The sequence below is a fragment of the Granulicella cerasi genome (assembly GCF_025685575.1).
Classification (GTDB): domain Bacteria; phylum Acidobacteriota; class Terriglobia; order Terriglobales; family Acidobacteriaceae; genus Granulicella; species Granulicella cerasi.
In genome coordinates this window covers 180,453-203,363 of sequence record NZ_JAGSYD010000003.1, presented here as the reverse complement: position 1 = coordinate 203,363, position 22,911 = coordinate 180,453, and the positions used below count along the sequence as shown (strand labels likewise).

General features: G+C 61.1%; 20 protein-coding genes. 9 read left to right on the top strand and 11 right to left on the bottom strand.

Going from position 1 to position 22,911, the window contains the following annotated elements; genetic code table 11:
- The first annotated feature begins 8 nt into the window (after positions 1 to 8).
- From OHL11_RS10425 to OHL11_RS10410, 4 genes are all read left to right on the top strand, one after another.
- Positions 9 to 2,477, top strand: coding sequence for a TonB-dependent receptor (locus tag OHL11_RS10425; RefSeq protein ID WP_263371452.1), 2,469 nt, complete (start codon positions 9 to 11; stop codon positions 2,475 to 2,477).
- Between the two features lie 61 nt (positions 2,478 to 2,538).
- Complete coding sequence (locus OHL11_RS10420; RefSeq protein WP_263371451.1) at positions 2,539 to 3,456, top strand: hypothetical protein; 918 nt, start codon at positions 2,539 to 2,541, stop codon at positions 3,454 to 3,456.
- Positions 3,457 to 3,546: 90 nt separating this feature from the next.
- The gene (locus tag OHL11_RS10415; protein WP_263371450.1) at positions 3,547 to 3,999 is read left to right on the top strand and encodes a MarR family winged helix-turn-helix transcriptional regulator; all 453 of its coding nucleotides are present in this window, start codon (positions 3,547 to 3,549) and stop codon (positions 3,997 to 3,999) included.
- Positions 4,000 to 4,282: 283 nt separating this feature from the next.
- A complete protein-coding gene (locus tag OHL11_RS10410; protein ID WP_263371449.1) occupies positions 4,283 to 5,065 on the top strand; it encodes an NHL repeat-containing protein in 783 nt (260 codons plus the stop codon).
- A 66-nt stretch (positions 5,066 to 5,131) separates the two neighbouring features.
- Here the strand turns inward: OHL11_RS10410 and groL are convergent, their stop codons facing one another.
- Both groL and OHL11_RS10400 read right to left on the bottom strand, forming a co-directional pair.
- Complete coding sequence (groL, locus tag OHL11_RS10405) at positions 5,132 to 6,799, bottom strand: chaperonin GroEL (protein WP_263371448.1); 1,668 nt, start codon at positions 6,797 to 6,799, stop codon at positions 5,132 to 5,134.
- 127 nt (positions 6,800 to 6,926) lie between these two features.
- Positions 6,927 to 7,226, bottom strand: coding sequence for a co-chaperone GroES (locus OHL11_RS10400; protein ID WP_263371447.1), 300 nt, complete (start codon positions 7,224 to 7,226; stop codon positions 6,927 to 6,929).
- A gap of 301 nt (positions 7,227 to 7,527) precedes the next feature.
- On the opposite strand from OHL11_RS10400, the gene OHL11_RS10395 reads away from it, so the two are divergent.
- Entirely contained in the window at positions 7,528 to 8,070 is a 543-nt protein-coding gene (locus OHL11_RS10395) for a carboxypeptidase-like regulatory domain-containing protein (RefSeq protein ID WP_263371446.1), read from the top strand.
- A complete protein-coding gene (locus OHL11_RS10390; RefSeq protein ID WP_263371445.1) occupies positions 8,067 to 8,804 on the top strand; it encodes an SDR family NAD(P)-dependent oxidoreductase in 738 nt (245 codons plus the stop codon). Before OHL11_RS10395 ends, OHL11_RS10390 begins: the two co-directional genes overlap by 4 nt.
- Here OHL11_RS10390 and OHL11_RS10385 read toward each other — a convergent pair.
- Complete coding sequence (locus OHL11_RS10385) at positions 8,801 to 9,634, bottom strand: tyrosine-protein phosphatase (protein ID WP_263371444.1); 834 nt, start codon at positions 9,632 to 9,634, stop codon at positions 8,801 to 8,803. The two genes, OHL11_RS10390 and OHL11_RS10385, sit on opposite strands and share 4 nt — an antisense overlap.
- 199 nt (positions 9,635 to 9,833) lie before the next feature.
- Here OHL11_RS10385 and OHL11_RS10380 point away from each other — a divergent pair, with 199 nt between their 5' ends.
- A complete protein-coding gene (locus tag OHL11_RS10380) occupies positions 9,834 to 10,211 on the top strand; it encodes a response regulator (protein ID WP_263371443.1) in 378 nt (125 codons plus the stop codon).
- Between the two features lie 112 nt (positions 10,212 to 10,323).
- On the opposite strand, the gene OHL11_RS10375 is transcribed toward OHL11_RS10380, so the two are convergent.
- From OHL11_RS10375 to OHL11_RS10350, 6 genes are read right to left on the bottom strand one after another with little or no spacing between them, the layout of a single operon-like run.
- Complete coding sequence (locus OHL11_RS10375) at positions 10,324 to 11,151, bottom strand: glycosyltransferase family 2 protein (protein ID WP_263371442.1); 828 nt, start codon at positions 11,149 to 11,151, stop codon at positions 10,324 to 10,326.
- The gene (locus tag OHL11_RS10370) at positions 11,148 to 11,744 is read right to left on the bottom strand and encodes an LbetaH domain-containing protein (protein WP_263371441.1); all 597 of its coding nucleotides are present in this window, start codon (positions 11,742 to 11,744) and stop codon (positions 11,148 to 11,150) included. Before OHL11_RS10370 ends, OHL11_RS10375 begins: the two co-directional genes overlap by 4 nt.
- Positions 11,745 to 11,762: 18 nt before the next feature.
- Entirely contained in the window at positions 11,763 to 12,908 is a 1,146-nt protein-coding gene (locus OHL11_RS10365; protein WP_263371440.1) for a glycosyltransferase, read from the bottom strand.
- Positions 12,908 to 14,173, bottom strand: a complete 1,266-nt coding sequence (locus OHL11_RS10360) for a glycosyltransferase (protein WP_263371439.1) — start codon at positions 14,171 to 14,173, stop codon at positions 12,908 to 12,910. The genes OHL11_RS10365 and OHL11_RS10360 overlap by 1 nt, the downstream gene beginning before the upstream one ends.
- A 6-nt stretch (positions 14,174 to 14,179) precedes the next feature.
- The gene (locus OHL11_RS10355) at positions 14,180 to 15,232 is read right to left on the bottom strand and encodes a polysaccharide biosynthesis/export family protein (RefSeq protein WP_263371438.1); all 1,053 of its coding nucleotides are present in this window, start codon (positions 15,230 to 15,232) and stop codon (positions 14,180 to 14,182) included.
- Positions 15,229 to 17,508: a GumC family protein gene (locus OHL11_RS10350; protein WP_263371437.1), complete on the bottom strand. Its 2,280-nt coding sequence runs from the start codon at positions 17,506 to 17,508 to the stop codon at positions 15,229 to 15,231. The genes OHL11_RS10355 and OHL11_RS10350 overlap by 4 nt, the downstream gene beginning before the upstream one ends.
- Before the next feature lie 109 nt (positions 17,509 to 17,617).
- Between OHL11_RS10350 and OHL11_RS10345 the strand changes: the two genes are divergently transcribed.
- Both OHL11_RS10345 and OHL11_RS10340 read left to right on the top strand, forming a co-directional pair.
- Positions 17,618 to 19,021 (top strand): UDP-glucose dehydrogenase family protein, encoded by a 1,404-nt coding sequence (locus tag OHL11_RS10345; protein WP_263371436.1) that lies wholly within the window; start codon positions 17,618 to 17,620, stop codon positions 19,019 to 19,021.
- 24 nt (positions 19,022 to 19,045) lie between these two features.
- Positions 19,046 to 19,993, top strand: a complete 948-nt coding sequence (locus tag OHL11_RS10340) for a UDP-glucuronic acid decarboxylase family protein (protein ID WP_263371435.1) — start codon at positions 19,046 to 19,048, stop codon at positions 19,991 to 19,993.
- A 61-nt stretch (positions 19,994 to 20,054) separates the two neighbouring features.
- Here the strand turns inward: OHL11_RS10340 and OHL11_RS10335 are convergent, their stop codons facing one another.
- Complete coding sequence (locus OHL11_RS10335) at positions 20,055 to 22,049, bottom strand: capsule assembly Wzi family protein (RefSeq protein WP_263371434.1); 1,995 nt, start codon at positions 22,047 to 22,049, stop codon at positions 20,055 to 20,057.
- Positions 22,050 to 22,135: 86 nt separating this feature from the next.
- Entirely contained in the window at positions 22,136 to 22,813 is a 678-nt protein-coding gene (locus OHL11_RS10330) for a thiamine pyrophosphate-dependent enzyme (RefSeq protein ID WP_263371433.1), read from the bottom strand.
- Positions 22,814 to 22,911 lie beyond the last annotated feature (98 nt).

Here is a 22,911-nt window from a genome sequence, read left to right as displayed (position 1 = left end):
GGGAAAATATGTCGACTCTATCTGGGCTTTTCTACGCCCGTTTTCGATCCATGCCTGCACGCCGTGCTGGTCTTCTTACGCTGACGGCCTGGGCTGCAGCGGCCTTTGCTGTCTTCCCGATACAAGCTCATGCCATCGTCGTGCGTGGTCGCCTGACCAATGCTCGTGGCAAGCCTGTCGCTCGCGGACAGGTCAAGCTGATGCACGGTAAGACCGTTGCCACCTATGCGTTTTCTGACGCCCATGGCCGCTACGAAATTCGTTTCGCACAGGCAGGACGCTTCACGCTGATCGGCCTGGGCCGCGGCTATACGCCCGCCGTGGTCGATGAATTCTACGGCGGTGCTACCGAAATCATCGAGAAGAACGTGGTGCTTTCGCTGACGGAGGTCCGTCAGGAAGTTTCCGTAACCGCTACCGGCCTCCCTACGCCGCTGCCGCAGCTCACCGCGCCTGTATCGCTGGTGAAGACCGAAGATCTTGACCTTCGCACAGGCGTAAGCGACGAACTACGCATGCAGCCGGGCGCGTTCATCGTGCAGACGGGGCAGGGCGTCGGCGTGACCTCACTCTTCATGCGTGGAGGACCGTCGGACGGCAACAAGGTCGTGCTCGACGGTGTGCCTTTGAACGACGTTGGGGGAGGCTTCGACTTCGGCACTGTAGGCTCGACAGGAATCGACGGTATTGAGACCTACCGCGGGCCTGATTCTGTGCTCTATGGCACCGATGCGGAAAGCTCCGTCGTGAGCTTCACCACGCCGCGCGGCAGGGGAACGTTCCCGCTCTTCAGCTACAGTGGCGATGCTGGCAACTTCCATCAGGTGCGAAACGAAGTCGCTGTGGGTGGAGCGATCAGCAAGCTTGATTACTATGGCGCGTTCTCGCGTTACAACACGTCGAACGCCTTGGCCAATGATGCGACGCACCTCATCACCAGCGTCGGCAACGTGGGTTATCGCGTGCTGCCTCGTCTGACGCTGCGCGGCATCGTGCGAGACTCCGTTGTGGCGCAGGGGCTGCCCGGCGCGTATGACTTCCTCGGCCTCACCGTGCTCGGCAGGCAACAGGACCACGACCTGTACGCCCAGGGCAATCTGGACTACTCCACCAAAGGCGATTGGCACCACTTCGTGCGTTATGGTGTGGCTCGCAAGGGTGAAACCGCGCGCTACTTCGGCAACGTGGGCACGCCCGTGGTTTTTTACCCCGGCACGTCCTACAGCTACACCAGCTACTTCGGCAACCCCGTCACGATCCGCGGCGCAAACGGCTATAGCGCTTCCGGTCAGGCCAGCATCTTCAACAGTGACGATTACCTTACCTCCAACCGCGATGAGCTTTACTACCAGACGGACAAACGCTTCAATCGCCACATCACAGCGTTGGGTGCGTTCCGTTACATCGACGAACGTGGCGGCAGTGTTGTTCCTTCCTATGGCACTGATCGCAAGATCGAGCGCACAAACTTCGAGTACACCATGCAGTTGCAGGGTGATTGGTCCAATCGACTCTTCTACTCCGTGGGCGGCGCTATCGAGAAGAACCACCTCTACGGCGTTGCGGCGGAGCCTCGCATCGGCCTTGCGTGGTTCCCGGGCATTCGTCGCTTTGCGGGAACGAAGCTGCGCGCGAACTTCTCGAAGGGCGTGAGTGAGCCTGCGCTGGCAGATGAGTTCACCTCGCTGTATCGCCAGCTCACACCGGCGCAGATCGCGCAGTTCCGCGTCACGCCGCTTACGTCCAAGCGTTCGCGCACCTACGACATCGGCATCGACCAGTCGCTCTTCGGCAACAAGCTGGTCGCGAAGCTCGGCTACTTCCACAACATGTTCGACCATCAGTTGGACTACATTGACGTCGGTACACTGGCGAAGATCACGGGCCAGTCGATTTCGAGCACGGGCATCTTTGGCGCCGAAGCCAACACGCTCGCCTATCGCGCGCAGGGCATCGAAGCCGAGGTGGAGTGGAAGCCGACGGAGCATCTGTTCGTCCACGGCGGATACACGTACCTTGATGGTCGGGTCGTGCAGTCCTTCTCCACCGACGCAGCGTACGGTGGCTTGTCCACGACGAACCCCAACCTGCCGAATGTGCCGATCGGTTCAAGCTATCCGCTGATTGGCGCGCGTCCGTTCCGTCGCCCGCCACATTCGGGTTATGCGGCCATCAACTACACGCGCAGGAAGTGGGGCGTCAGCGCGCAGGCGGCCATGGCGAGCCGGTCGGATGATTCAACCTTCCTCTCCTATTCGGACATCAACGGCGACAACACGCTGCTGCTGCCGAACCGCAACCTGGACTTCGGCTACGTGAAGGTGGATGCAGGCGGAACTTATAGCCTGAAACGCCGCGCACAGCTGTTCCTGCAGCTGACAAACCTCACCAACAACCAGCACATCGGGCCGATCGGCTATCCTGGACTGCCTTTCAGCATCCGCGCAGGGATGAAGTTCCAGCTCGGCGGCAAATAAGTCCTTGGCCAGCGCAACATTTCGGCTCCTATCTCATCTAACGAGATAGGAGCCTTTTTCCATGAAAACGATTGGAACGCTTACACTTTTGGCCGCGACGCTTGTGACGCCGGCAATGCTTCGCGCGCAGGAAAACCCGGTTCCCACCACGGCAGTCATCAGCGTCGATACGAAGAGAGACGCGCCCGTGGACACCAACGCCATCACGCTTGACGTCAACGGCAAGAAGACGGCGATCGAAGCTGTGCAGCCGATCAAGTCTCAGCAGCTTGAAGTCGCCATCCTGATTGACGACGGCCTGCGCAGCAGCTTCGGCATTCAGTTGGAAGATATGTCCAAATTTCTGCTGAGCCTGCCGCCGGACACTAAGGTGATGGTCGGCTACATGAGCAACGGAACCGTGCGCGCTGCCAGTGGTTTCATCACCGACAAGGAAGCGCTCGCCAAGCAGATTCGTCTGCCGTTTTCCTCGCCGGGCATCAGCGCCAGCCCATACTTCTGCCTCTCGGATTTCGTGAAGCACTGGCCGTCGAACGCTCGCGCGGCACGCGTGGTACTGATGATCTCCAACGGAGTTGATCCGTACAACGGCAGCGTTTCACCGCTGAATCAGAACAGCCCTTACGTGCAGCAAGCGCAGGAGGACGCGCTCCGCGCAGGCGTAACGGTTTACGCGCTCTACTACGGCGACGCGGGCATGCGCGGCATGGCTGCAAACTTCAGTGGACAGAGTTACCTGCAGCAGGTCGCCAGCGCCACCGGTGGTGAGTCGCTCTACAACGGCACGATTACGCCGCCGAGCCTGCGTCCATACCTCGACCGCTTTGCCGGTTATTTGAAGGAGAGCTACTTCCTGACCTTCAACGCGGCGCAGGGCCACGAGAAGAACGGAAACGTCCTTCGTCTCAAGGTGAAGACACAGCAGTCGGGCGCAAAGGTTCGCGCCCCGGACACTGTTCGTGTCGGCAACGATAACTAAGCTTTTCGATCACGACTCAAAAGCCCCGCTGTGAAATTGTTTTCACCGCGGGGCTCGTTTTTTTCAACCCACAGGTATGATGAACGTCGTATGGCGAAGTCCGCTCGAGAAGAGACCCACGTCTGGCTGGTGATGATGAAGGCCTATCAGGCCATCATGAAGTACTCGCTCGCCGATATGACGTGCTCCGGTTTGGGGGACTCGGACTTCCGCGTGCTGGAGCTTCTGCTGCACAAGGGCTGTATGCCCGTGAACACGCTCGGACCCAAGGTAGGACTGACGCCCGGAGCGATCTCGATTGCCGTGGATCGCTTGTTCGACCGTGAACTGGTCACGCGTGTCGAAAGCACGGAAGATCGCCGCGTCCGCATCGTCTCGCTCACCGCATCAGGTCGCGCTCTCATCGAGCCGCTTTTCGAGAAACACGCTGCCGCGATGGCGAGAGTCTTCTCCAAGTTCAATGAAGACGAGTTGATGCAGTTTGAGGCGTTTCTGAAAACAGCGGGTCGGCAAGCAGAAGCACTATCTCAGAACCGCAATTAACCGGTTGAATTTCTGGTAGGATACTCGGATTATTCAAAACAATCTGAGGTCTCTGGGCTCAATGCGCAATATTTTGTGTGCGGTCGCAATGCTGTCTCTAGGCAGCAGCCTTCTTGGCTGCGCTAATAGCGGCTCTTCTTCGTCTTCCAACAACGTTTCAGCGAATCACATCAGTTCAACCAACGTTTATGTCGTTCAGCCGAATGCCCGGGGCGTTCTTGTTTTTTCGGGTTCCTCTTCGGGTTCGGTGTCGCCGGTCAGTACACTAACAACCTCGCAAACAGTGGGTATCAGCGCCATTGCCGTCGACTCCTCTGGCCAGATCTATCTTGGTGGCCTCTCGATCTCGACTCTGACGAATATGGTGCTTGTGTATGCGAAGGGCGCAACAGGAACGGCGACGCCAGTGCGGACATTCTCTACGGGTGTTTCCTCTACCGTGACCGCTATTGCGGTGGATGCCTCTGGCAATATCTATGTGCAGGACACGACTCCTGCGATCCGAAAATTCTCCAGCACGGGTTCGTTGCTCGGTGTCATTACCGGCGGAAATACGGGTCTTACGGCGTATCCTGTCGGTCTCGCTGTGGACGGTAATGGCTACATCTATTCAAGCAACATCGGCACAAGTTATGTGAGCAACACATACGGGAATGTCTGGCGCTTCTATCCGAACCTTTACGGCAACATCACCGGTCTCCATCTCCAATCGTCTGCGTCTGAGGTCTTCTACGGGCTTGCGGTGGATGGAAATAATAGCCTGCACGTGTCGAGTGATCTGATGAGCGGGTATTTCGATGAACTCCTGACTGGAGCCGGCACCTCGGGGAATAGTCCAACGTGGACATCTGCCAGCGCCAGCCAGCTTGGCCTTACGCAGAGCGCTGGTGGAACGCTTGCAGTGAATCAGTATGGTGATACCTTTCTGTTAACGCAAAGCACGAACGGTACGCTTAGCATCTCTGCTATTGCTGCGGGTTCGCAGTCGGTCAGCAACACGTTCACCTCAACCTCGTTGACCACGACGTCGAGCAACCAGTTGGCGGGCATCGTCGCGGCATACTAATCGTTCACAAAACAAAAAAGCCCCGGATTTCTCCGGGGCTTTTCTGCGTTCGGTTGAGCGAATGGTTTAGTACATGCCGTCCATGCCGCCGCCGTGCGAGTGACCCGCCGGCTCAGCCTTCTTCTCAGGAATCTCTGAGATGATGGCTTCGGTGGTGAGCAGCAGGCCGGAGATCGACGCAGCGTTCTGCAGAGCCGTGCGCGTGACCTTGGTCGGATCGATGACGCCAGCCGCGACCAGGTCCTCGTACTTGCCCGAACCGGCGTTGTAGCCGAAGTGGGGAACGTCCGATTCCTGGATCTTGCTGATGACCACTGCACCCTCTTCGCCCGCGTTGTGAGCGATGGTGCGCAGCGGCTCTTCGATAGCGCGCTTGATGATCTGAGCGCCCACCTTCTCATCGCCTTCCAGCGATGCGATCAGCGGCTCCAGAGCCTTGGCAGCGCGGACCAGAGCCACACCACCACCCGGGACGATGCCTTCTTCGACAGCAGCGCGGGTTGCGTGCATCGCGTCTTCCACGCGAGCCTTCTTTTCCTTCATCTCGGTCTCGGTAGCAGCACCGACCTTGATCACTGCAACGCCACCGACGAGCTTCGCCAGGCGCTCCTGCAGCTTCTCGCGGTCGTAGTCCGAGGTGGTCTTCTCGACCTGTGCACGGATCTCCTTGACGCGACCTTCGATGTCGACATCCTTACCGCCGCCATCAACGATCGTGGTGTTGTCCTTATCGATCGTGATGCGCTTTGCGGTACCGAGGTCTTCTACCTTCACGCCCTCGAGCTTGATGCCGAGGTCTTCGGTGATAGCGCGGCCGCCGGTCAGCACAGCGATGTCCTGCAGCATGGCCTTCCGGCGATCGCCGAAGCCAGGAGCCTTTACGGCAGCCACGTTGATGGTGCCGCGCAGCTTGTTCACTACGAGGGTGGCGAGCGCTTCGCCGTCCACGTCCTCAGCGATGATCAGCAGCGGCTTGGCCAGGCGAGCGGTCTGCTCGAGCAGGGGCAGCAGGTCCTTCATCGTCGAGATCTTCTTCTCGTAGATCAGGATGTAGGGGTTCTCGAGGGCTGCTTCCATGCGCTCTGCGTCGGTGACGAAGTAGGGCGAGAGGTAGCCGCGATCGAACTGCATGCCTTCCACGACGTCGAGCTGCGTTTCCATCGTGCGCGACTCTTCAACGGTGATGACGCCGTCCTTACCGACCTTCTTCATCGCTTCTGCGATGATCGTGCCGATGGTCGCGTCCGAGTTGGCCGAGATGGTGCCGACCTGGGCGATCATGTCGCCGGAAACCGGCTTGGAGAACTCGCTCAGAGCGCCGCCGACCACTGCGCCGTGCTCGTCGCGCTTGCCGATGATGGCCTCCACAGCCTTATCGATGCCGCGCTTCAGAGCGGTGGGGTTTGCACCCGCTGCCACAGTCTTCACGCCTTCGCGGAAGATCGCCTGTGCGAGAACGGTTGCGGTCGTGGTGCCGTCGCCGGCGATGTCGGAGGTCTTCGAAGCGACTTCCTTCACGAGCTGCGCGCCGATGTTCTCGAGCGAATCCGCAAGCTCGATTTCCTTGGCAACGGTCACGCCGTCCTTGGTGATCGTCGGCGAACCGAACTTCTTCTCGATGACGACATTGCGGCCCTTGGGACCGAGCGTCACCTTCACTGCGTTTGCGAGGTGGTTCACACCACGCAGAATCGCCTGACGCGAATCTTCTCCGTGCAGAATCTGCTTTGCCATTTTCTTCTCCGTCGCGGCGCTTGTGGCCGCGGATGAATGATGGTGAAACGAGGGCCCAGGGCTCAGGCCCCAGGGTCCAGAATGCGAATAGGTCTTCTCTGGGCCCTATACCCTGGGCCCTGAACCCTTAGCTCTTCAGGATGCCGAGGACTTCTTCCTCACGCATGATGAGGTAGTCCGCGCCGTCGAGCTTGATTTCCGTACCCGAGTACTTGCCGAAGAGGATCTGGTCGCCCGGCTTCACATCGAGCGGGAAGACCTTGCCTTCGTCATTGCTCTTGCCCTTGCCGACCGAAACAACCGTACCCTGCTGCGGCTTTTCCTTCGCCGAGTCGGGGATGATGATGCCGAAGGAGGTCTTGCTTTCGGTCTCCTCGAGGCGCTGCACGAGAATGCGGTCGTGCAGAGGCGTAAACGTCGATGCCATGTTGTGTTTCCTCTCTGATGAGTGCTGAGTGTTGCTGTGGGCGGAACGCGGGCCAGAGGATTTTCAGGCCGTTAGCAGTATCCGCCGCCGAGTGCTAATGTACGCCCGGCAAACGAGAGAGTCAAGCGTCTGTTGTGAAATCTGAGTGAATCGCACTCATGTTTGTGTCGTTGTCGAAATTACGTCGATTTCGCAGCCTATCTTTCGTTCACCGGCCTGCGGTACGCGCCGAAGGCATACGAAACTCGCTACAATAAGCCCCATGGCTCGGGCAGGTTTGGTTTCGTTAGTGGCGGTCGGGATGACTCTCGGCTCGTTGGCGCAGGCGCAGGATAAAAAGGAACAGCACGGCCGCAAGTGGAAGCCGCTGCCGGACCTCACGCACATCGTCATCACGGTGGAGAAGGGCTACAATGGGCAGCCGCTGCAGAATGCTGCGGTCATCTTCCACGCCACGCGCGGCGGCGAGAACGACGGCAACCTCGAAGTGAAGACCGATCCTGATGGCCGCGCAGTGCTCGACCTGATCGAGGTGGGCAGTCATGTGACGCTGCAGATCATTGCGCCTGGCTTTGCAACGTATGCAAGCGAGTTCGACGCCGACGCGCCGAACAAGGAAATGCTCGTCAAGATGCTTCGTCCGCGCGCGCAGGTGTCGATGTATGAGAACAACGACGGTAAGGCCGCGACAGCGAAGCCCGGTGTGCAGGAACATGTTGCTCCGAAGAAGCCAACGGCGACCCCGGCGAAGCCAGCCGCGAGCGCTCCGCCGCCCGTAACGTCCACGACGCCTTCCACGAGCACGGCGCCCGCGACGGGAACTCAGAGCGAGCCCAAGCAGTGAGTCACACAGCACGCCCGCTAACGGGCAAGCGAGTCGTCATTACAGGAGCGGCCAAGCGCATTGGCCGCTCGCTTGCGTTGGCCTTTGCAGATGCCGGTGCCGATGTCGCGATCACCTACCGCGGCTCGCAGCAGGAAGCCGAGCAGACGCTGGCTGATCTGCACCAGAGAGGCGTACGGGCGCTCGCGCTGAACTGCGACGTGCGTTCCGAAGTTAGTGTTCAGGCAGCAATCTCGAAGGTCACAGAGGATTGGGACGGTCTCGACATCCTGGTGAACAACGCGGGCGCGTTTGAGACAGCCGCGCTCGAAGACGTCACGGTGGAGCAGTGGGACGCGATGTTTGAAACGAACACGCGCGGCCCGTTCCTTGTCGCGAAGACCGCGTATCCGCTGCTGAAGGCAGCGCATGGCCGCATCGTGAACATCGGCTCACTCGGAGGGCTGCATCCGTGGGCCACACACGGCCACTACTGCACCTCGAAGGCCGCGCTGCACATGCTTTCGCAGACGATGGCGAAGGCATGGGCGCCGGAGATCAGCGTGAACTGCGTGGCTCCCGGCATGATCGTGAACGGCGAGGTCGACCCCGCGTACGAGCACTTCGCGCAGAAGACGCCGATGCGCCGGAACGGACGCGCAGAGGATGTTGCGGCTGCGGTGATTTTCTTTGCCATGGCGCCGCACTTCATCACCGGACAGTTGCTCGCGGTGGACGGCGGCCTCGGGCTCTAGTCGACGCCGATGCCAAGGAAGCGCTTCCACCATGGACGCGGGCCTTCCACGTAATCATCCACCATGTCATCGACATCGTAGTCGTCATCGAGGCCGAGCATGGGCATTTGCTCGGGCAGAGGCCTGGTCTCGAAGACGGCCTGCGGATTGTCGACGGTTAGCAGGGCCGCGTAGCGCTCGCTGACGTGGTGATCGACCCAGGCGCGGGCCTTCTTGAGGTTTGGCGGACGGCGCACGAGGTCGTGCGCATCGCTGGCGAGAAAGTGTACCCAGCGGCGTTCCAGCCACTCGTGCGAAAGCGTTGCGGCCTTCTTGCCCATGTCGCCCGTAACGGAGTTCGCAGTTACCTGCACGAGCAGGCCACCCTCTACCCAGGTCTTCAGGCGTGCGGGGTTCTCCTGAATCGCGGGGTTGCGCTCCGGATGGGTGAGGATCGGGGTGATGCCCGCGACGCGAAGGTCGTAGAGTGTGCGCTCGAACGAGGGCGGAATCAGGTTATCGGGCAGCTCGATCAGCAGGTACTCGCTGTTGTTGATCGTGTATTTACGCGGGTGGGCGAGTGCGTCCTGCACGTTGTCGTACGCGATGTGAAAGTCGCAGCCCTGGCCGAGTTGGAGCGCGATGCCTTCGGTCTGCAGCGCGGCACGCAGTTCGGCCATGCGGCTTGCGATCAGCTCCGGTTGGAAGCTGAACGCGGACGACGCATGGGGCGTGCACACCATGTGCGTTGTGCCGTTGGCGACGGCCATGCGCGCCATTTCCACAGAGGTCTCAAGGTTCGGTGAGCCGTCATCAAGGGCATGCAGAAGATGATTATGGATATCGAACATCGCTTCTTCGAGCCTAGCACTTCTCGATGACGAAAGCGTGAGGCAGCCTATTCGACAGCTGCCGCATCATACCGGCATAATCTGGTTCAGATTTACGGTCAGGAAACTTCTAGCCTCCTGCGTCGTATCATCAAGAGAGCATTTGTTCGCGGCGCACCGCCCGGGCCAGATTGCAAGGGAAGGAACCTTCAGGAAACTCATGACGGACACGAACACGACGAGCAAGCCGCGCGTTCTGGTTGCTGACGACGAACAGGTTATCGCCAACACACTCGCCATCATTCTCAATCAGGCAGGCTTTGAAGCCCGCGCCGTCTATAGCGGCGAAAAGGCGCTCGAGGCACTCGATTCTTTCCAGCCCGATATGCTCATCTCGGACGTCATCATGACCGGCATGACCGGCATTGAAGCGGCGATCCAGACGCGCACGAAGCTGCCGAACTGCAAAGTGCTGCTCTTCTCCGGACAGGCGGCAACGGCCGATCTGCTGGAGCGCGCACGCGCCCAGGGCCACGAGTTCGAGATTCTCGCCAAGCCGGTGCACCCCACCGACCTGCTGGCGAAGCTCCGCGCTTAGCCCTCACCACGAAACATGAAACGGCCTCTTCGGAGGCCGTTTTCTTTTGCGTTCGTGTTGGTCTGTCGTTGGCATCTCCCGCAGGGATCGTTGGCGGATGCTGCGCGCAGCCTCAAAGGCCCTGTCCTTCACGCCGCCGCAGCATCTCGCGTCGCTTCACTTCGATGAAGTACTCGTAGATGCTCTGCAACGTGGCGTACATCACGCCGGCACTGCCATCGAGCACCGCGCCGCGCACGAACATCATGTAGCACCACTTGATCACCGGTCGCCCCGGCAGCTTGTAGAAGATCGCCTTCTGCGCGCGACGGCGTTCGTGCAGGTCCTTCGCCGTGAACGCGGTCTTGAGCGACGCGTCGCTGGTCGCCATGCCCGCTGCAAGCAACTCGGCTTCGCTCGTCGAGTAGCGGTTGTGTTTGTCGATCCACTGCGCGATTCCTTTGGAGAAAGGGAAGTGATCGAGCGGCGCACTGAGGTCGCGAATCTCGCCATCGACCTCGGCGATTTCATTGATGTCGCGCACGTAGCGTACGCGGCCTACGCGGAAGAGCCGCAGATACAGGGGGGTCAACTGCGCGTGCTTCAGCCAGGTGCCCCACAGGAAATCGCGACGGCGGATGCGGAAGGCATCGACCGTGGGCAGCGCGCTGGGCAGCGCCGCGAAGATCTCGCTCGCAAGCTCTGCGGTCACGCGCTCGTCGGCGTCGAGCACCAGCACCCACGGATGCGCGAACGGCAGCGCCAGACCGGCGTTGCGCTGGCTGGCGTAGCCGTCGAAGCGGCGCACGGTGACCTTCGCACCGGCGGCTTCGGCGATCGCACGCGTCGCGTCGGTGGATTCGGAATCGAGCACGTGAACGTCATCAGAAAACGCGACCGACGCAAGGCACGTGGGCAGGTCCTGCTCTTCGTTGCGCGTAAGGATCAGGACGGAGATCATGCCGGCACGTCCGTCACGCGTACACGCTCGCGCACAGCCTGCGCGGGGTTGCCGGAGTAGACAGTCCACGGTTCCAGGTTCTTCGACGCGATGGAGCCGAGGCCGAGCACCGCGCCTTCGCCCACCTTCACGCCCGGCAAAACGGATGCGCGCGCACAGATCCACGCATAGGCACCGATCTCCATGCGGAACGACTGCAGCGGGAAGCGCGGGTCGTTGTAGTCATGCGTGGCACCGCAGATGTAAGCGCTCTGCGAGATGATCGCGTGCGAGCCTAGGTGCATCGGTGAAGGGTTGTAGAGTTCTACGCCGTCTCCTGCAGCCACGTGATCGGCGCAGACGAGGTTCCACGGAGCCCAGACCTTGCAGGCGGGGTAGAAGTGGCAGTCTGGTCCCAGCGTTGCGCCGAAGAGTCGCAGCAGCATCGCGCGCCACGCATGAAAGGGGCGCGGCGAAAGGCGAAAGAGCAGCAGCCAGACGATGTTCCACACCAGCCGCCGCAAGCGGTTCGATAGCGGAAACGCCGCCTGAGTGTAGGCGTCTTCGGTCTGGGGCATGTGTTCTGCGGTGTTGTAATCGCTCTGCCGGGGCATGTCCTAGAGTGTAGCGGGTTAGCGCCGTCTGTCTGCGCGGATGCGCTCGAAAACCTGCAGGATCGGCCCGGTGTTGCGGCGCATATCGTAGCGTTTGGCGAAGGTTCGCAGGGCTTGCTCGCCCATCGCTGCGCGGTCGCTTTCGTTGAGCGTCAGCCACCGCTTGAGCAGTGAGCTCACGCCTTCCACCGTGTCTTTGCCGACAAGGCCTGCGCCGTCAGCTTCAATCTCAGGCGAGATGTTCACCGGCTCTGTAATAAGCACAGGACGCGCTGCGGCGAGCGCTTCGACGACAGCGATGCCGAAGTTCTCCTGATGCGATGGCAGCACGAACGCATCGCTCGCGTGGAAGGCTCCCCACTTGGCATCGCCTTGCAGCATGCCCGGCCAGTGAACGCGAGCTGCAACGTCAGCGGGTAATGCCGAGCGCAGACCTTGCGCCCACTCATCGTCTGCACCTGGGCCAGCCATCACGAGATGAATATCGCTTTGCCGCAAGGTGAACGCCTTCAGCAGCAGGTCCGCACCCTTCTTCGGGTGGATGCGGCCAAGATAAAGCATGAAGCGCTGGCCGCGCACTTCGGGGCATCGTGCGTAGAACGCATCCAGCTGCGCTTCACTGCGAGGCGGGGCGGCGATCGAACCGAGCGGCGCAATCTCAGCACGCCAGCGATAGAGCAACGGGAAGCTCTCTGCGGCGAGCTTCTCTTCGAGCTCAGTCGTAAAGAGCACACGCGAGGCCTTGCGCAGGTTCCAGTACTCGGCGAGCAGCCAGAACAGCCATTTCTTCAGGTGCTTCATCGGGAACGTGCGCTTGAAGTAGGAGTCCAACATGCCGTGCGGGAAGACCACGTACGGCACGTGCCCGCTGAACGCCTTACGCGCGGCGATGCCGGTGTACTCCCACAAGCCGTGCACGATGACGCCATCGAAGCGTGAGCGGTTCGCCTTGAGCCAGGGCACGAGCTTCGGCGCATACCAACCGCCGCTGCCCGCACCGTGCGCGGGCACAGGGTACTCCGCGAGGAAGGGCGCATCCGGCAGGTCGGTGGTGACGACCTCGCTGGTGTAGCCTTCCGGCTGGAAGTCGATGAGCATCCGCATCGCCGTTTGCGGGCCGCCCGCGCGCGGGTCCAGCGTGCCGATGATATGCAGAATATGCATCAGGCGATCAGCTTGCGGGTGGTGTGGGCCAACGCGGCGCGAAGGCCAGCGACGTCTTCTTCGAAGCTCCACGTCGTCATGCGCAGACGCGCGGCTTCACCCATCTGGCGGGGCGTGTCCGGGGTGGCGAAGACGCGAGCGAGCGACTCGGTGAGCGCGTCGACATCACCGACAGGGTAGACGCAGCCTTCGACGCCATCCGCGACGAGATCGAGGGCAGAGCCTACGTCGGTGGAGACGATCACCGGGCAGCCCGAGGCCATCGACTCATTGACGATCAGGCCCCAGGGCTCGTGTCGCGAGGGCAGTACGAAGACCGAACTCATCGCGAAGAATGCAGGGAGCTCAGACTGATTGCGGAAGCCGGCGAAGCGCACATCGGCGTCGAGGCCCAGCGCGGCAACCTGCTGATGCAGATTCTTGCGCTCCTCGCCGTCGCCCACGATGACGAGGTACGGTTTCGGCTCGCTCGCCGTCCGTTTCGACACGAAGCGTGCATACGCTTCTACGAGATGATTCGCGTGCTTGCGTTCCTGCAGCTTCGACGCGAAGAGCACGACCGGGCGATCGGCTTCCAGTTGCAGCTCTGCACGCAGCTTGGCGAGGTTCGGCGTCGCGGCGATCGCACGTTGCGCGAAGTAGCTATTGTCCACCGCGTAAGGGAAGAGGAACTGCGGGACGCTGTCGCCCCAGTAGTGACGCCAGTACTGGGCATTGTGCGTGCCGATCGGCAGCACACCCGCAACGCCACGACCCAGAAGGTCAAAGAACATCTTCTTCAGCGCGAGCTTCAGCGGCGAGCGTGCACGGTCCGCGAGCCAGCTTTCCGCGCGCAGCAGCACCGGAATGCCTAGCGCATTCGCCGCCATGATGGCGCGTAGCGCATTGACGGACGCATATCCATGCACCCACAGCGCATCGAAGCGAGGCGAGCCATCGGCGTTCTGCAGGCCGTGCACCAGGCTTAGTGAGATCGGCGTCGTCGAAGAGACGCCGCCCTTGTCGTGAATCGGCTTCAGGAACTCGTGCTTGTAGCCATCAAGCAACGGTACGTCCCACTCCACGGCGACACCGAAGCCCTCGTCCTTGTAGGAACGGACAGAGAAGTCCGAGCCGAAGAGCACGGTGAGGTCGATGTCCGGCTCCTGCGAGATGCGGCGCAGGAGCGGAGCCTGATACTGAATCGGATGCGAGACGTAGTAGCCGAGGCGAACCGCAGGGCGATCGGCCAGCGGTTGCTGAGGTTGTTCAGCAGCGTGACTCATGCGTTCCTAACGTGTAACCGAGAGCAGTGAAATGGCCAATGAGGCAGCTGAGACGATCGCGTTGACGGTGCCGTTCGAGAAGACCATCTTCGCGCCGCTCGTCGGCAGGAAGACGATGTCGTCTGCCTGCAAAATCGGATCAGCTTCCTTGCCGTAGAGGACCTTCTTGATATCGAGAACGACGACGGTGCGCTTTCCATTGATCGTGCGGATCAGATGCAGATCGTCGTACTTCGCCACGGTCGGGTCAGGGCCACCCGAGAGCGCAGCGGCTTCCATCAGCGTCATTTGGTGGTTGCCGGTCAGTGTCAACATGCCTTGCTGCCTGAACGCGCCAACCACGTAGACGATGCCTTCGCGGTTGATGAAGACGCTGTCGCCGGGCATCACGGGGATATTGGCTGCGGGGCTCGTGTAGGGATTATCACCCATGTTGATCACGAGCGGAGCGGAGGCGCCTGCACGATTGATGGTGACGATGTGGCTCGCCGTCGGCGGCAGACCGCCTGCCGCGATGATCACGTCGATCAGGCGGCGGTTGCTGAGTACCGGCACGACGGAGTTCACTTCGCCATAGACCGTGGCGTTAGAGGTCGGGCTTTCGAGCAGGTTGATCGAAACTTCCGGACTGCGGAAAAGCTGCGCCTCGACAAAGCGATGCGCGAGGAAGGTTTCAGCGTCCTGGATCGACATCCCCGAAATTTGCTCAGAGCCCAGCAAGGGAAGCTTCACTCGCGAAGCTTCATCAACGCGCGCCGTTGTCTGGTACGCCACTCCGTAGATCGATACCGTGATGAGATCGCCGGGAACAAGATGATAAGCCGACGGCGACGGATAAAGCAGGGCCTTGTCCGTCGTGGGGATGAGCAGGCCGCCCGTCTCGGAGCCCGAGCGCTGCAGGCTGCCGGGCATCTGCCCGAGGGAGCGTCCCTGCGTCTGCTGCGGCTGATTGTTCCAGGTGGAGGGCGAAGTCAGAGGACTCTGAGCCGAAGCTGTCACTACGCCAAGCAGCAGGCATAGGGTGGCGGACATCCACTGGAGAAGTCGATTCAGCTTCATCGCGAGCTTCCTTTCGTGGAGCCGTTGTCCTTGCTCGCATCCGAGCGAGCGTCCCAGCTCTTCTGCTCCAGACCGCCGGAGCCGTAGGTGGTGTAGCCGGAGTAACCGTAGTAGGAGTAATACTCCGGCGAGTTCGTGTCGACTGCGTTGAGCGCGATGCCGGCCACGCGCGCGCCAGCACGCTGGAGCATCTCGCGGCCGCGGCGTACGGACTGGCGCGTGCTCTTGCCGTAGCGCACCATCAGCACGACCGTGTCTACTTCGCGGGCGAGAATCTGCGAGTCGGTCACAGAAAGCAACGGCGGAGAGTCGATGATGATGTGCGTGTACTTCTGGCGAGCCTCTAGCAGCAGCTGACGCATATCTTCCGAACCCAGCATCTCTTGCGGGAACGGCGGCACCGGCCCGGAGACCAGCACGTCGAGTGTCGGGATTTCGGGCAGGTTTTGGATGACGCTTTCAAGATCAGCCGAACCCGAGAGGATCGACGTCAGGCCCTTCTTGCCATTCAGCCCGAGGCGATGATGAATGCTGGGACGGCGAAGGTCGGCATCGATCAACAGCACGCGCATGTCGCGCTGCGCAAGCACACAGGCGAGGTTCATCGCCGCAGTGGTCTTGCCTTCGTTGGGAATCGAGCTGGTGACGAGGATGACCTGCGGCTCACTGCCCGGCGTGGAGAGCAGCAGCGACGTGCGCAGCGCGCGGAACGACTCAGCGAACTGGCTTCGCGGCGCATTGAGCAGCGCGAGATTCCGCTGTGCCACCGTGAGCGTTGCGCCTTCGGCGATACGGCGCGCGCGGGGAATCAGAGCGAGTGATGGAAGGCCGGAGATCTGCTCCAGTTCGCTCACGGTATGGATGCCGGTATCGAGCGCGTCGACGATGAAGGCGATGATCAGGCCGAGCAGGGTCGCTACGACGAAGTTCACCATCATGATCGTGCTGCGCGGCTGCATCGACGGCATGACGGGCGGGGTCGCGTAGTCGACGATGTCGATTTCAGTAGCTTCCAGGCCCGCTGTAATACCAGCGGAACGAAGCTGATTCTGCAGGCTGTCGTACAGCGTGCGGCTGGACTCGAAGTCGCGCTGTAGCAGGGTGTACTGCAGCAGGTCGTCGCGCAGGCGGTAAGCGTCGGCTTTCTCGTCTTCCAGCGCGGAGCGTGTGCCGCCCTCTTCCGCACGCGCAGCAGCGAACTCTTCGCGGGCTTGCGTCAGCAGACGGTTCTGCTCGACATTGATCTGCTTGTTGAGTTCGTTGACCTCACGCTGGATCGCTTCGACCTCGGGGTGCTTGGGGCCGTACTGCTGCGAGAGTTCGGCAAGCTTTACCAGCTCGCCTTCGCGCTGTGCACGCAGTGCTGAAAGCGCCGAAGCTCCGGTGAGCCTGCTGGCGTCGATGCTCGCGTCCAGTGCGCCGGGATCCATGTTGCGCAGAATGCTATAGCGCGAGCCCGAGAGGATGCGGTGCACCTCAGCCTCGCCGACGGCCTTCGTCAGCGTGTCGAGGTTGCTGGTGATCTGGTTCTTGGTCGGGTCGAATCCCAGTACGCCGATGCGCTTGCCGAGTTCGATGACCTTCGCCTGCGAATCTTCGACCTTCTGCTTCAGGTCGTCGAGCTGACCGGAGAGGAAGGAGGACGCGCGCTTCGTGGCGTCGAAGCGGGTCTGCATGTTGCGGTGAATGTAATCCGTCATCAGACGGTTGACGATGTCGGCCGAAAGCTTCGCGCTGCCCGTGCGGCTCGTGACGGTAATGATGTCGGTCTTCTGCAGTGCGGAAATATTGAGCGTGCCGTTGAGCATCGCCACGACCTGCGCCTGCACGAGGGGGTCATCCACGCTACGGTGCGGCATGGTGCCCTTGGCGCCCCAGAAATCGGGGTTGTTCGCCAGATCGAGGTCGCGCGCCACGCTGAGCAGCAGCGTGTGGCTCTGCAGAATCGCAATCTGCGTCTGCGTCGAGGAACTGAGATCTGATCCGCCGAAGCCTGCGCCACGACCGGCCGCGGAGGCCTGACGCAAGGCGCTCGAAGATCCACCGCCGATCTCCAGCGAACCGACAGCCTCATAGAGGCGCGGCTGGCGGTGATAGCGCACCAGGCCGAGCAAAATACCGCCGAGGCAGAACGCAAGAATGATCCACTTGCGCTTACGCAGCGTGGTCAACGCATCAAGCAGCCCCGACTCTTTTGCGGTCTGCGGTGCGTGCGACGCATTGGGCGGCGGCGTGGCGGAACCAGCCGCGTGTGACTCAAAAGGATCCTGGATCATCGCCACCAGTTTACGCGAGAACGTTTCGACACACTACGCAGTATTGCCATTTCGCAGTAGCCTATAGGAAAGCCGTCTTTCATCCGGCGAAAAGAGTAGTGGGAGCTTCATGAGCAAGTCCATCAAAATTGCAGTTGTAGGCTCGGGATACGTTGGTCTGGTGGCGGCTGTCTGCTTTGCCGAACTAGGTCACCAGGTGATTTGCGTCGATAACGATCAGCGCAAAGTAGACGCCCTGCGCGGCGGTGACACGCTCATCCACGAAGAGCATCTTCCTGAATTGCTGGCTCGGCATGGCAACAAAGGCGTGGTCTTCACCACGGATCTCGCCGAAGCGACTGCGCAGGCTGCAGCGATCTTCATCGCCGTCGGCACCCCGCAGTCCGAAACCGGTGATGCCGACCTCTCGTACGTGGAAGCCGTCGCGAGCGAGATTGCGCGCCACGTCGACAGCTATAAGGTCATCGTGGAAAAGAGCACGGTGCCGGTCTACACGAACGAGTGGATTCGTCGCGTCATCGAACGTAACGGCGTCTCGCGCGAGATGTTCGATGTCGTTTCAAACCCTGAGTTCCTGCGCGAAGGTACTGCCGTCGAAGACTTCCTGCATCCGGACCGCATCGTCGTCGGTGCGGACTCAGAACGCGCTGCAAAGGTGCTCGGCGATATCTATTCGCCGCTGACTGAAGGCACGTACTATAAGACCGCCGAGCCGATCCCCGGCATCTGCACGGAAGATGCTCCGGCTCCGATCCTCTTCACCTCGACCAAGAGCGCCGAGATCATCAAGCACGCCTCGAACGCGTTCCTGGCCGTGAAGATCTCGTTCATCAACGCGGTCTCGAACCTCTGTGAGGCGGCAGACGCGAACGTCGAGCAGGTGTCGCGCGGCATCGGTCTGGACTCCCGCATTGGGCCCAAGTTCCTGCGTCCGGGCATCGGCTACGGCGGTTCGTGCTTCCCGAAGGACGTTGCGGCTTTCCGTTCGGTGGCCGAGCAGATGGGTGTTGACTTCAACCTGCTGACCGAGGTGGAACGCATCAATGCGACGCAGAAGAAGCGCTTTCTCGCGAAGGTGCGCTCGGCCCTGTGGACGCTGCGTGGCAAGCGCCTCGCGGTCCTCGGCCTTGCGTTCAAGGGCGAGACCGACGACATTCGCGAGAGCCCGGCGATCGACCTCTGCGAAATGCTGCTTGGCGAAGGCTGCCAGCTCGTGGCCTACGATCCCGCAGCGATCGAGCGCGCCAAGCTCGAGCTTCCTCCCTCGGCGCAGATGCAATACGCTGACAGCGTCGAAGGCGCGGCCAAGGACGCGGATGCGCTGCTGGTGCTGACCGACTGGGCTGAGTTCAAGTCCATCGACCTCGAGATGCTGCAGCGCACGCTGCGTTATCCGATCGTGATCGACGGTCGCAATATGTTCGACCCGAAGACGATGTCCGAAGCTGGGTTCACGTATCTGAGCGTCGGCCGTCCGGTCGCCAACCCTGCGCGCGAAGTCGTCAAGGCCTAGGGCAGCACTCCGAAAGGGAAGCGTTTGAGCAACAAGTTGATTCTCGTTACCGGTGCGGCCGGGTTCCTCGGCTCGCACCTTACTGACGCCCTGCTCGCCGAAGGCCATGACGTCCTCGGCGTCGATAACCTCGCGACCGGCAAGCTCGATAACCTCGCCCACCTGAAGGGCGAGTCGCGCTTCCGCTTCGAGCAGAAAGACATCTGCGAGCCGTTCGATTTCGGCCACGTCGATTACGTCTTCAACCTCGCTTCACCTGCCAGCCCCGTGGACTACTATCGTCTCGGTATCGAGACGCTGCTGGTCGGTTCGGCGGGCACGATCAACACACTGGAAGTGGCGAAGAAGTACGGCGCGGGCTACCTGCACGCGTCCACCTCAGAGTGCTACGGCGATCCCGAAGTGCATCCTCAGGTGGAGAGCTACTGGGGCAACGTGAACCCGATCGGTCCGCGCTCGGTGTACGACGAAGCCAAGCGCTTCTCTGAGGCCGCTGTGACGGCGTACAACCGCTATCACCACGTCAACACGCACCTCGTCCGCATCTTCAACACCTACGGTCCTCGTCTACAGGCCAACGATGGCCGTGTGATCTCGAACTTCATGATGCAGGCACTGCGCGGTGTGCCGTTGACCATCTACGGTGACGGCAAGCAGACGCGTTCCTTCTGCTATGTCTCGGACCTCATCGCTGGCATTCTGGCTCTGTCGAAGTCCGACGAGCATCTGCCGACGAACATCGGCAACCCCGGTGAGTTCACGATGATTGAGTGCGCGCAGGAAGTGCTGGCGCTCACCGGCTCAAAGAGCGAACTCACCTTCCAGCCGCTGCCGCAGGATGACCCCAAGCAGCGCAAGCCGGACATCACCAAGGCGAAGAGCCTGCTCGGCTGGGAGCCGAAGGTTCCTCTGCGTGAAGGCCTCGCGAAGTCGCTCGATTACTTCAAGGCCTGCGTCGCTGCGGAGAAGTAATCGTTCATCCATAAAGAAAAGGCCCGCACTCCTTGAGTGCGGGCCTTTTCCGTTGCGGTGCTTACTTGCCGTTGAGCTTGGCATTCGCAGGGGGCGAATGCCGCAGCTTCGGATACCAGGTCAACTGACCGACGACAACCACGTTGTTCTGCGGCGTCGCCTTGTACAGCGGGATGTTCGTGGACACCAGCGGATTGCCGACGTCGGGAACGGAGTAAACCGGCGCTACCCAACGCTCATACTGCATCCAGGCGTCCAGTTCGAGGTTGCGGCCGAATCGCTTCACGCCTTCCACCTTGAACTGGTTCTGCGTGGTGCCGCCTGCGATAAAGTCCTTCGGCGTCTTCTTATGCATGTACTCCACCTGCACAAACTCATCGGGGGAGAGGTGATAGGTGAGCCACGCCTGCCCGGCCTTGGCTTCACGTCCTACCCAGTCGCCCATGATGAAGCCCTTGTTCGTGTAGCCCTGTAGCTGCACGACCTCGCGGTAGTTGAACTGTCCGCCGATCGACCTCAGGGTAGAAGTGTCTGTCGAGGACGCTTCCACGCGGAGGTCGAGCTTGGGTATACCGGGCACGTGCGAAAGGTAGATGCCAGGACGATACGCCGCGCGACGAGGAGCGCTCGGCGGCGTCACGTCGTCATGCACGATCGAATCGGTGTACAGCGTGACGGAGTGCGTCAGGAACGGCAGGCGCCACGAGAAGCTGAAGTCTGAGAAGCGCGCGCCAGGATCGTCGCGGCTGTACTTGTTCTGCGCCGTGCCCGTGTCGTCGAAGCTGAAGAAGCTATTGAGGAACGTATGCAGAGTGATCGGCGTGTGGCCGTGGCCGCCCCAGATGACGCTGCGCTGGAAGCCGAACTCGAAGTTCGAGGTTGGGCGGAAGCTGAACATCTCCGAATGGATCCACGGCTCGTTGGGCGAGGTATGGCCCTTCAACGAGCCGACGAAGAAGTCATAGCGCAGCGGACCGAGCACACGCTTCACCAGTGGGATATACAGCGGCTCCACGCGATTGATGCGGAACGAGTAGATGTTTTCGGCGTTGTTCGACCACGCCATCGCTCCGCCCATGCCGGGTCCGAGCCAGGCGTCTGACTTGCCGCCGGAAATTTCGTGACCCAGCACATGGAACGACACGACGGCTTCCTGCAGGCGGAAGGCGCTGACGCGACCGGTGTTCAGGTAAGGAATCGTGTCCTGCGTATAGTTCGTCGGCATCGGCGGATTCGTGATCAAGTCCACGCCGCTGAGTTGGTTGGCCACCGCGTAGCTATAGCCGGCCCACGAAGGAGCGTACTGGTACTCGCCGCGAACCTGCAGCGAGAAGCGCCACCACTCGTTCGTCGAAGAGAAGCCGGTGAAGTTGTTGAAGCCCTGGCTGTAAGGGCGACCGTAGTCGTTCATCAACGTCTGGCCAAGGTGGAAGCTGTCCTTCAGCGTGAGGCCGCTGACGCCTTGCAGGCGCGTATAGAACTGATCGGCACCGTAGACGGCGTTCCAGCGGTCGCGGCCTTCCGTCTCGTCCTGCAGATAAGTCTTGAGGCGCGCGAGAATGCCCATCGCCTCTTCGTTCTGGTCGCCCACAACGCGGGGTTCGGTCTGCTGCAGCATGTGCAGCAACGCGCGGCGCGTCCATGGACGCATCGCGATAAACGCGGTGTCCAGATAGCCCATGGAGTAAAGCCGCATCGCCATCGGGTAAATCTGCGAGTCCACGTTGATGTAGGTGCTGCCAAGAGCATCGTGATGGCTCTCAACTACCGGGGCATACGCAGGCACAGCCGCCTGAGTGTAGGCAGGCAAAGGCTGCGTAGGAACCGTCTGCACCTCAGGATGCGGGCTGACCGGTTTCTTCTCGGGGGCCTGATACGCAGGAAGTGCCGGTGTGGGCGGTTGCGTCGAGTTGCTCACGGGCACCGAGGGAAAGGTATCGGTCGGTGTCGCGGGCGCGGAGTTCTGCGCAAAAGAAGGAGCGGCCGCCAGAAGGGCGGTTCCGCAGAGCAACGCGTAGCGATTTCGCCGCAAGCCCGAGAAACGAGAAGAAAACATAGCTCCAGTGTACCCGCGAGCGGTGGCGTTCAGGCGCGAGTGACGTTTACGTCGTTGGATGCAGAATCGCAGGCGACGTGGAGGTTTTAGTTCTCGAGAGGAATGTTTCTGGCTGAAAGATAGCGGCGCAGGCGCGCTACAGGTCGCTGCGATGCGGTGAGCTTCGCAGACTTTGAAACCACGGCCCAGATGGTCGATGCGCCCAGTCCTGTTCGCGCACGCAGAGCACTCTCCTGCATCGCGCGATACATCGCCACGGCATCATCGCCGTCAACGGTCAGCACCGGCATCTTGATCTTGCGCACGAACGCGTCAAACGTCGGCCACTGCAACGTGTCCTTCGTGCGCTTCACGTCCGCGCCGATGGGGTCAATGATGCAGAGCACGAACGGCAGACGTTCTTCCTGCGCGAGCGTCAGAGCTTCCTTCCAACCGGTCGCCTTATCGCCTGCCTGCGTGTAGGCAAGCGTGATGTGCTCGCCGCAAAGCTGTTGTCCACGCGCAGTCGCCGCAGCGTACTGCAGACGTGTCGCCTCATCACTCTTGGCCGCAGGGTGCTTCACCGGCGGAGCCAGCAGCGATGCAGGAATGTCCTTGGCTGCGTGCGAAAGATAGTCACCCTTGTCGAGTTGCATCGTCGTCGCGGCGAGTACGGCTTCGCGATGAAACGTGGTGCGCTGCTTCTTTTCGAGCACGCGTGCGCGCTCCAGTGTGGAGTAAAGCTCCTGGAGCTTGCGATGAGGAAGCAGCGGATTTTCAGCCAAAGGGAACAGACTCCTGACAGGGTGTTCAGCCTAGAGTACACGGAATCGCGCCAAGGAAAAGGCCGCTCGTGATGAGCGGCCTTCCTTGTTTCGTTGGG

Bases quoted from the DNA above. Each gene is read 5' to 3' on its own strand.
- OHL11_RS10425 (WP_263371452.1), top strand. From the start codon at position 9: ATGTCGACTCTATCTGGGCTTTTCTACGCCCGTTTTCGATCCATGCCT.
- OHL11_RS10420 (WP_263371451.1), top strand. From the start codon at position 2,539: ATGAAAACGATTGGAACGCTTACACTTTTGGCCGCGACGCTTGTGACG.
- OHL11_RS10415 (WP_263371450.1), top strand. From the start codon at position 3,547: ATGGCGAAGTCCGCTCGAGAAGAGACCCACGTCTGGCTGGTGATGATG.
- groL (WP_263371448.1), bottom strand. From the start codon at position 6,799: ATGGCAAAGCAGATTCTGCACGGAGAAGATTCGCGTCAGGCGATTCTG.
- OHL11_RS10400 (WP_263371447.1), bottom strand. From the start codon at position 7,226: ATGGCATCGACGTTTACGCCTCTGCACGACCGCATTCTCGTGCAGCGC.
- OHL11_RS10395 (WP_263371446.1), top strand. From the start codon at position 7,528: ATGACTCTCGGCTCGTTGGCGCAGGCGCAGGATAAAAAGGAACAGCAC.
- OHL11_RS10385 (WP_263371444.1), bottom strand. From the start codon at position 9,634: ATGTTCGATATCCATAATCATCTTCTGCATGCCCTTGATGACGGCTCA.
- OHL11_RS10380 (WP_263371443.1), top strand. From the start codon at position 9,834: ATGACGGACACGAACACGACGAGCAAGCCGCGCGTTCTGGTTGCTGAC.
- OHL11_RS10375 (WP_263371442.1), bottom strand. From the start codon at position 11,151: ATGATCTCCGTCCTGATCCTTACGCGCAACGAAGAGCAGGACCTGCCC.
- OHL11_RS10370 (WP_263371441.1), bottom strand. From the start codon at position 11,744: ATGCCCCGGCAGAGCGATTACAACACCGCAGAACACATGCCCCAGACC.
- OHL11_RS10365 (WP_263371440.1), bottom strand. From the start codon at position 12,908: ATGCATATTCTGCATATCATCGGCACGCTGGACCCGCGCGCGGGCGGC.
- OHL11_RS10360 (WP_263371439.1), bottom strand. From the start codon at position 14,173: ATGAGTCACGCTGCTGAACAACCTCAGCAACCGCTGGCCGATCGCCCT.
- OHL11_RS10355 (WP_263371438.1), bottom strand. From the start codon at position 15,232: ATGAAGCTGAATCGACTTCTCCAGTGGATGTCCGCCACCCTATGCCTG.
- OHL11_RS10350 (WP_263371437.1), bottom strand. From the start codon at position 17,508: ATGATCCAGGATCCTTTTGAGTCACACGCGGCTGGTTCCGCCACGCCG.
- OHL11_RS10345 (WP_263371436.1), top strand. From the start codon at position 17,618: ATGAGCAAGTCCATCAAAATTGCAGTTGTAGGCTCGGGATACGTTGGT.
- OHL11_RS10335 (WP_263371434.1), bottom strand. From the start codon at position 22,049: ATGTTTTCTTCTCGTTTCTCGGGCTTGCGGCGAAATCGCTACGCGTTG.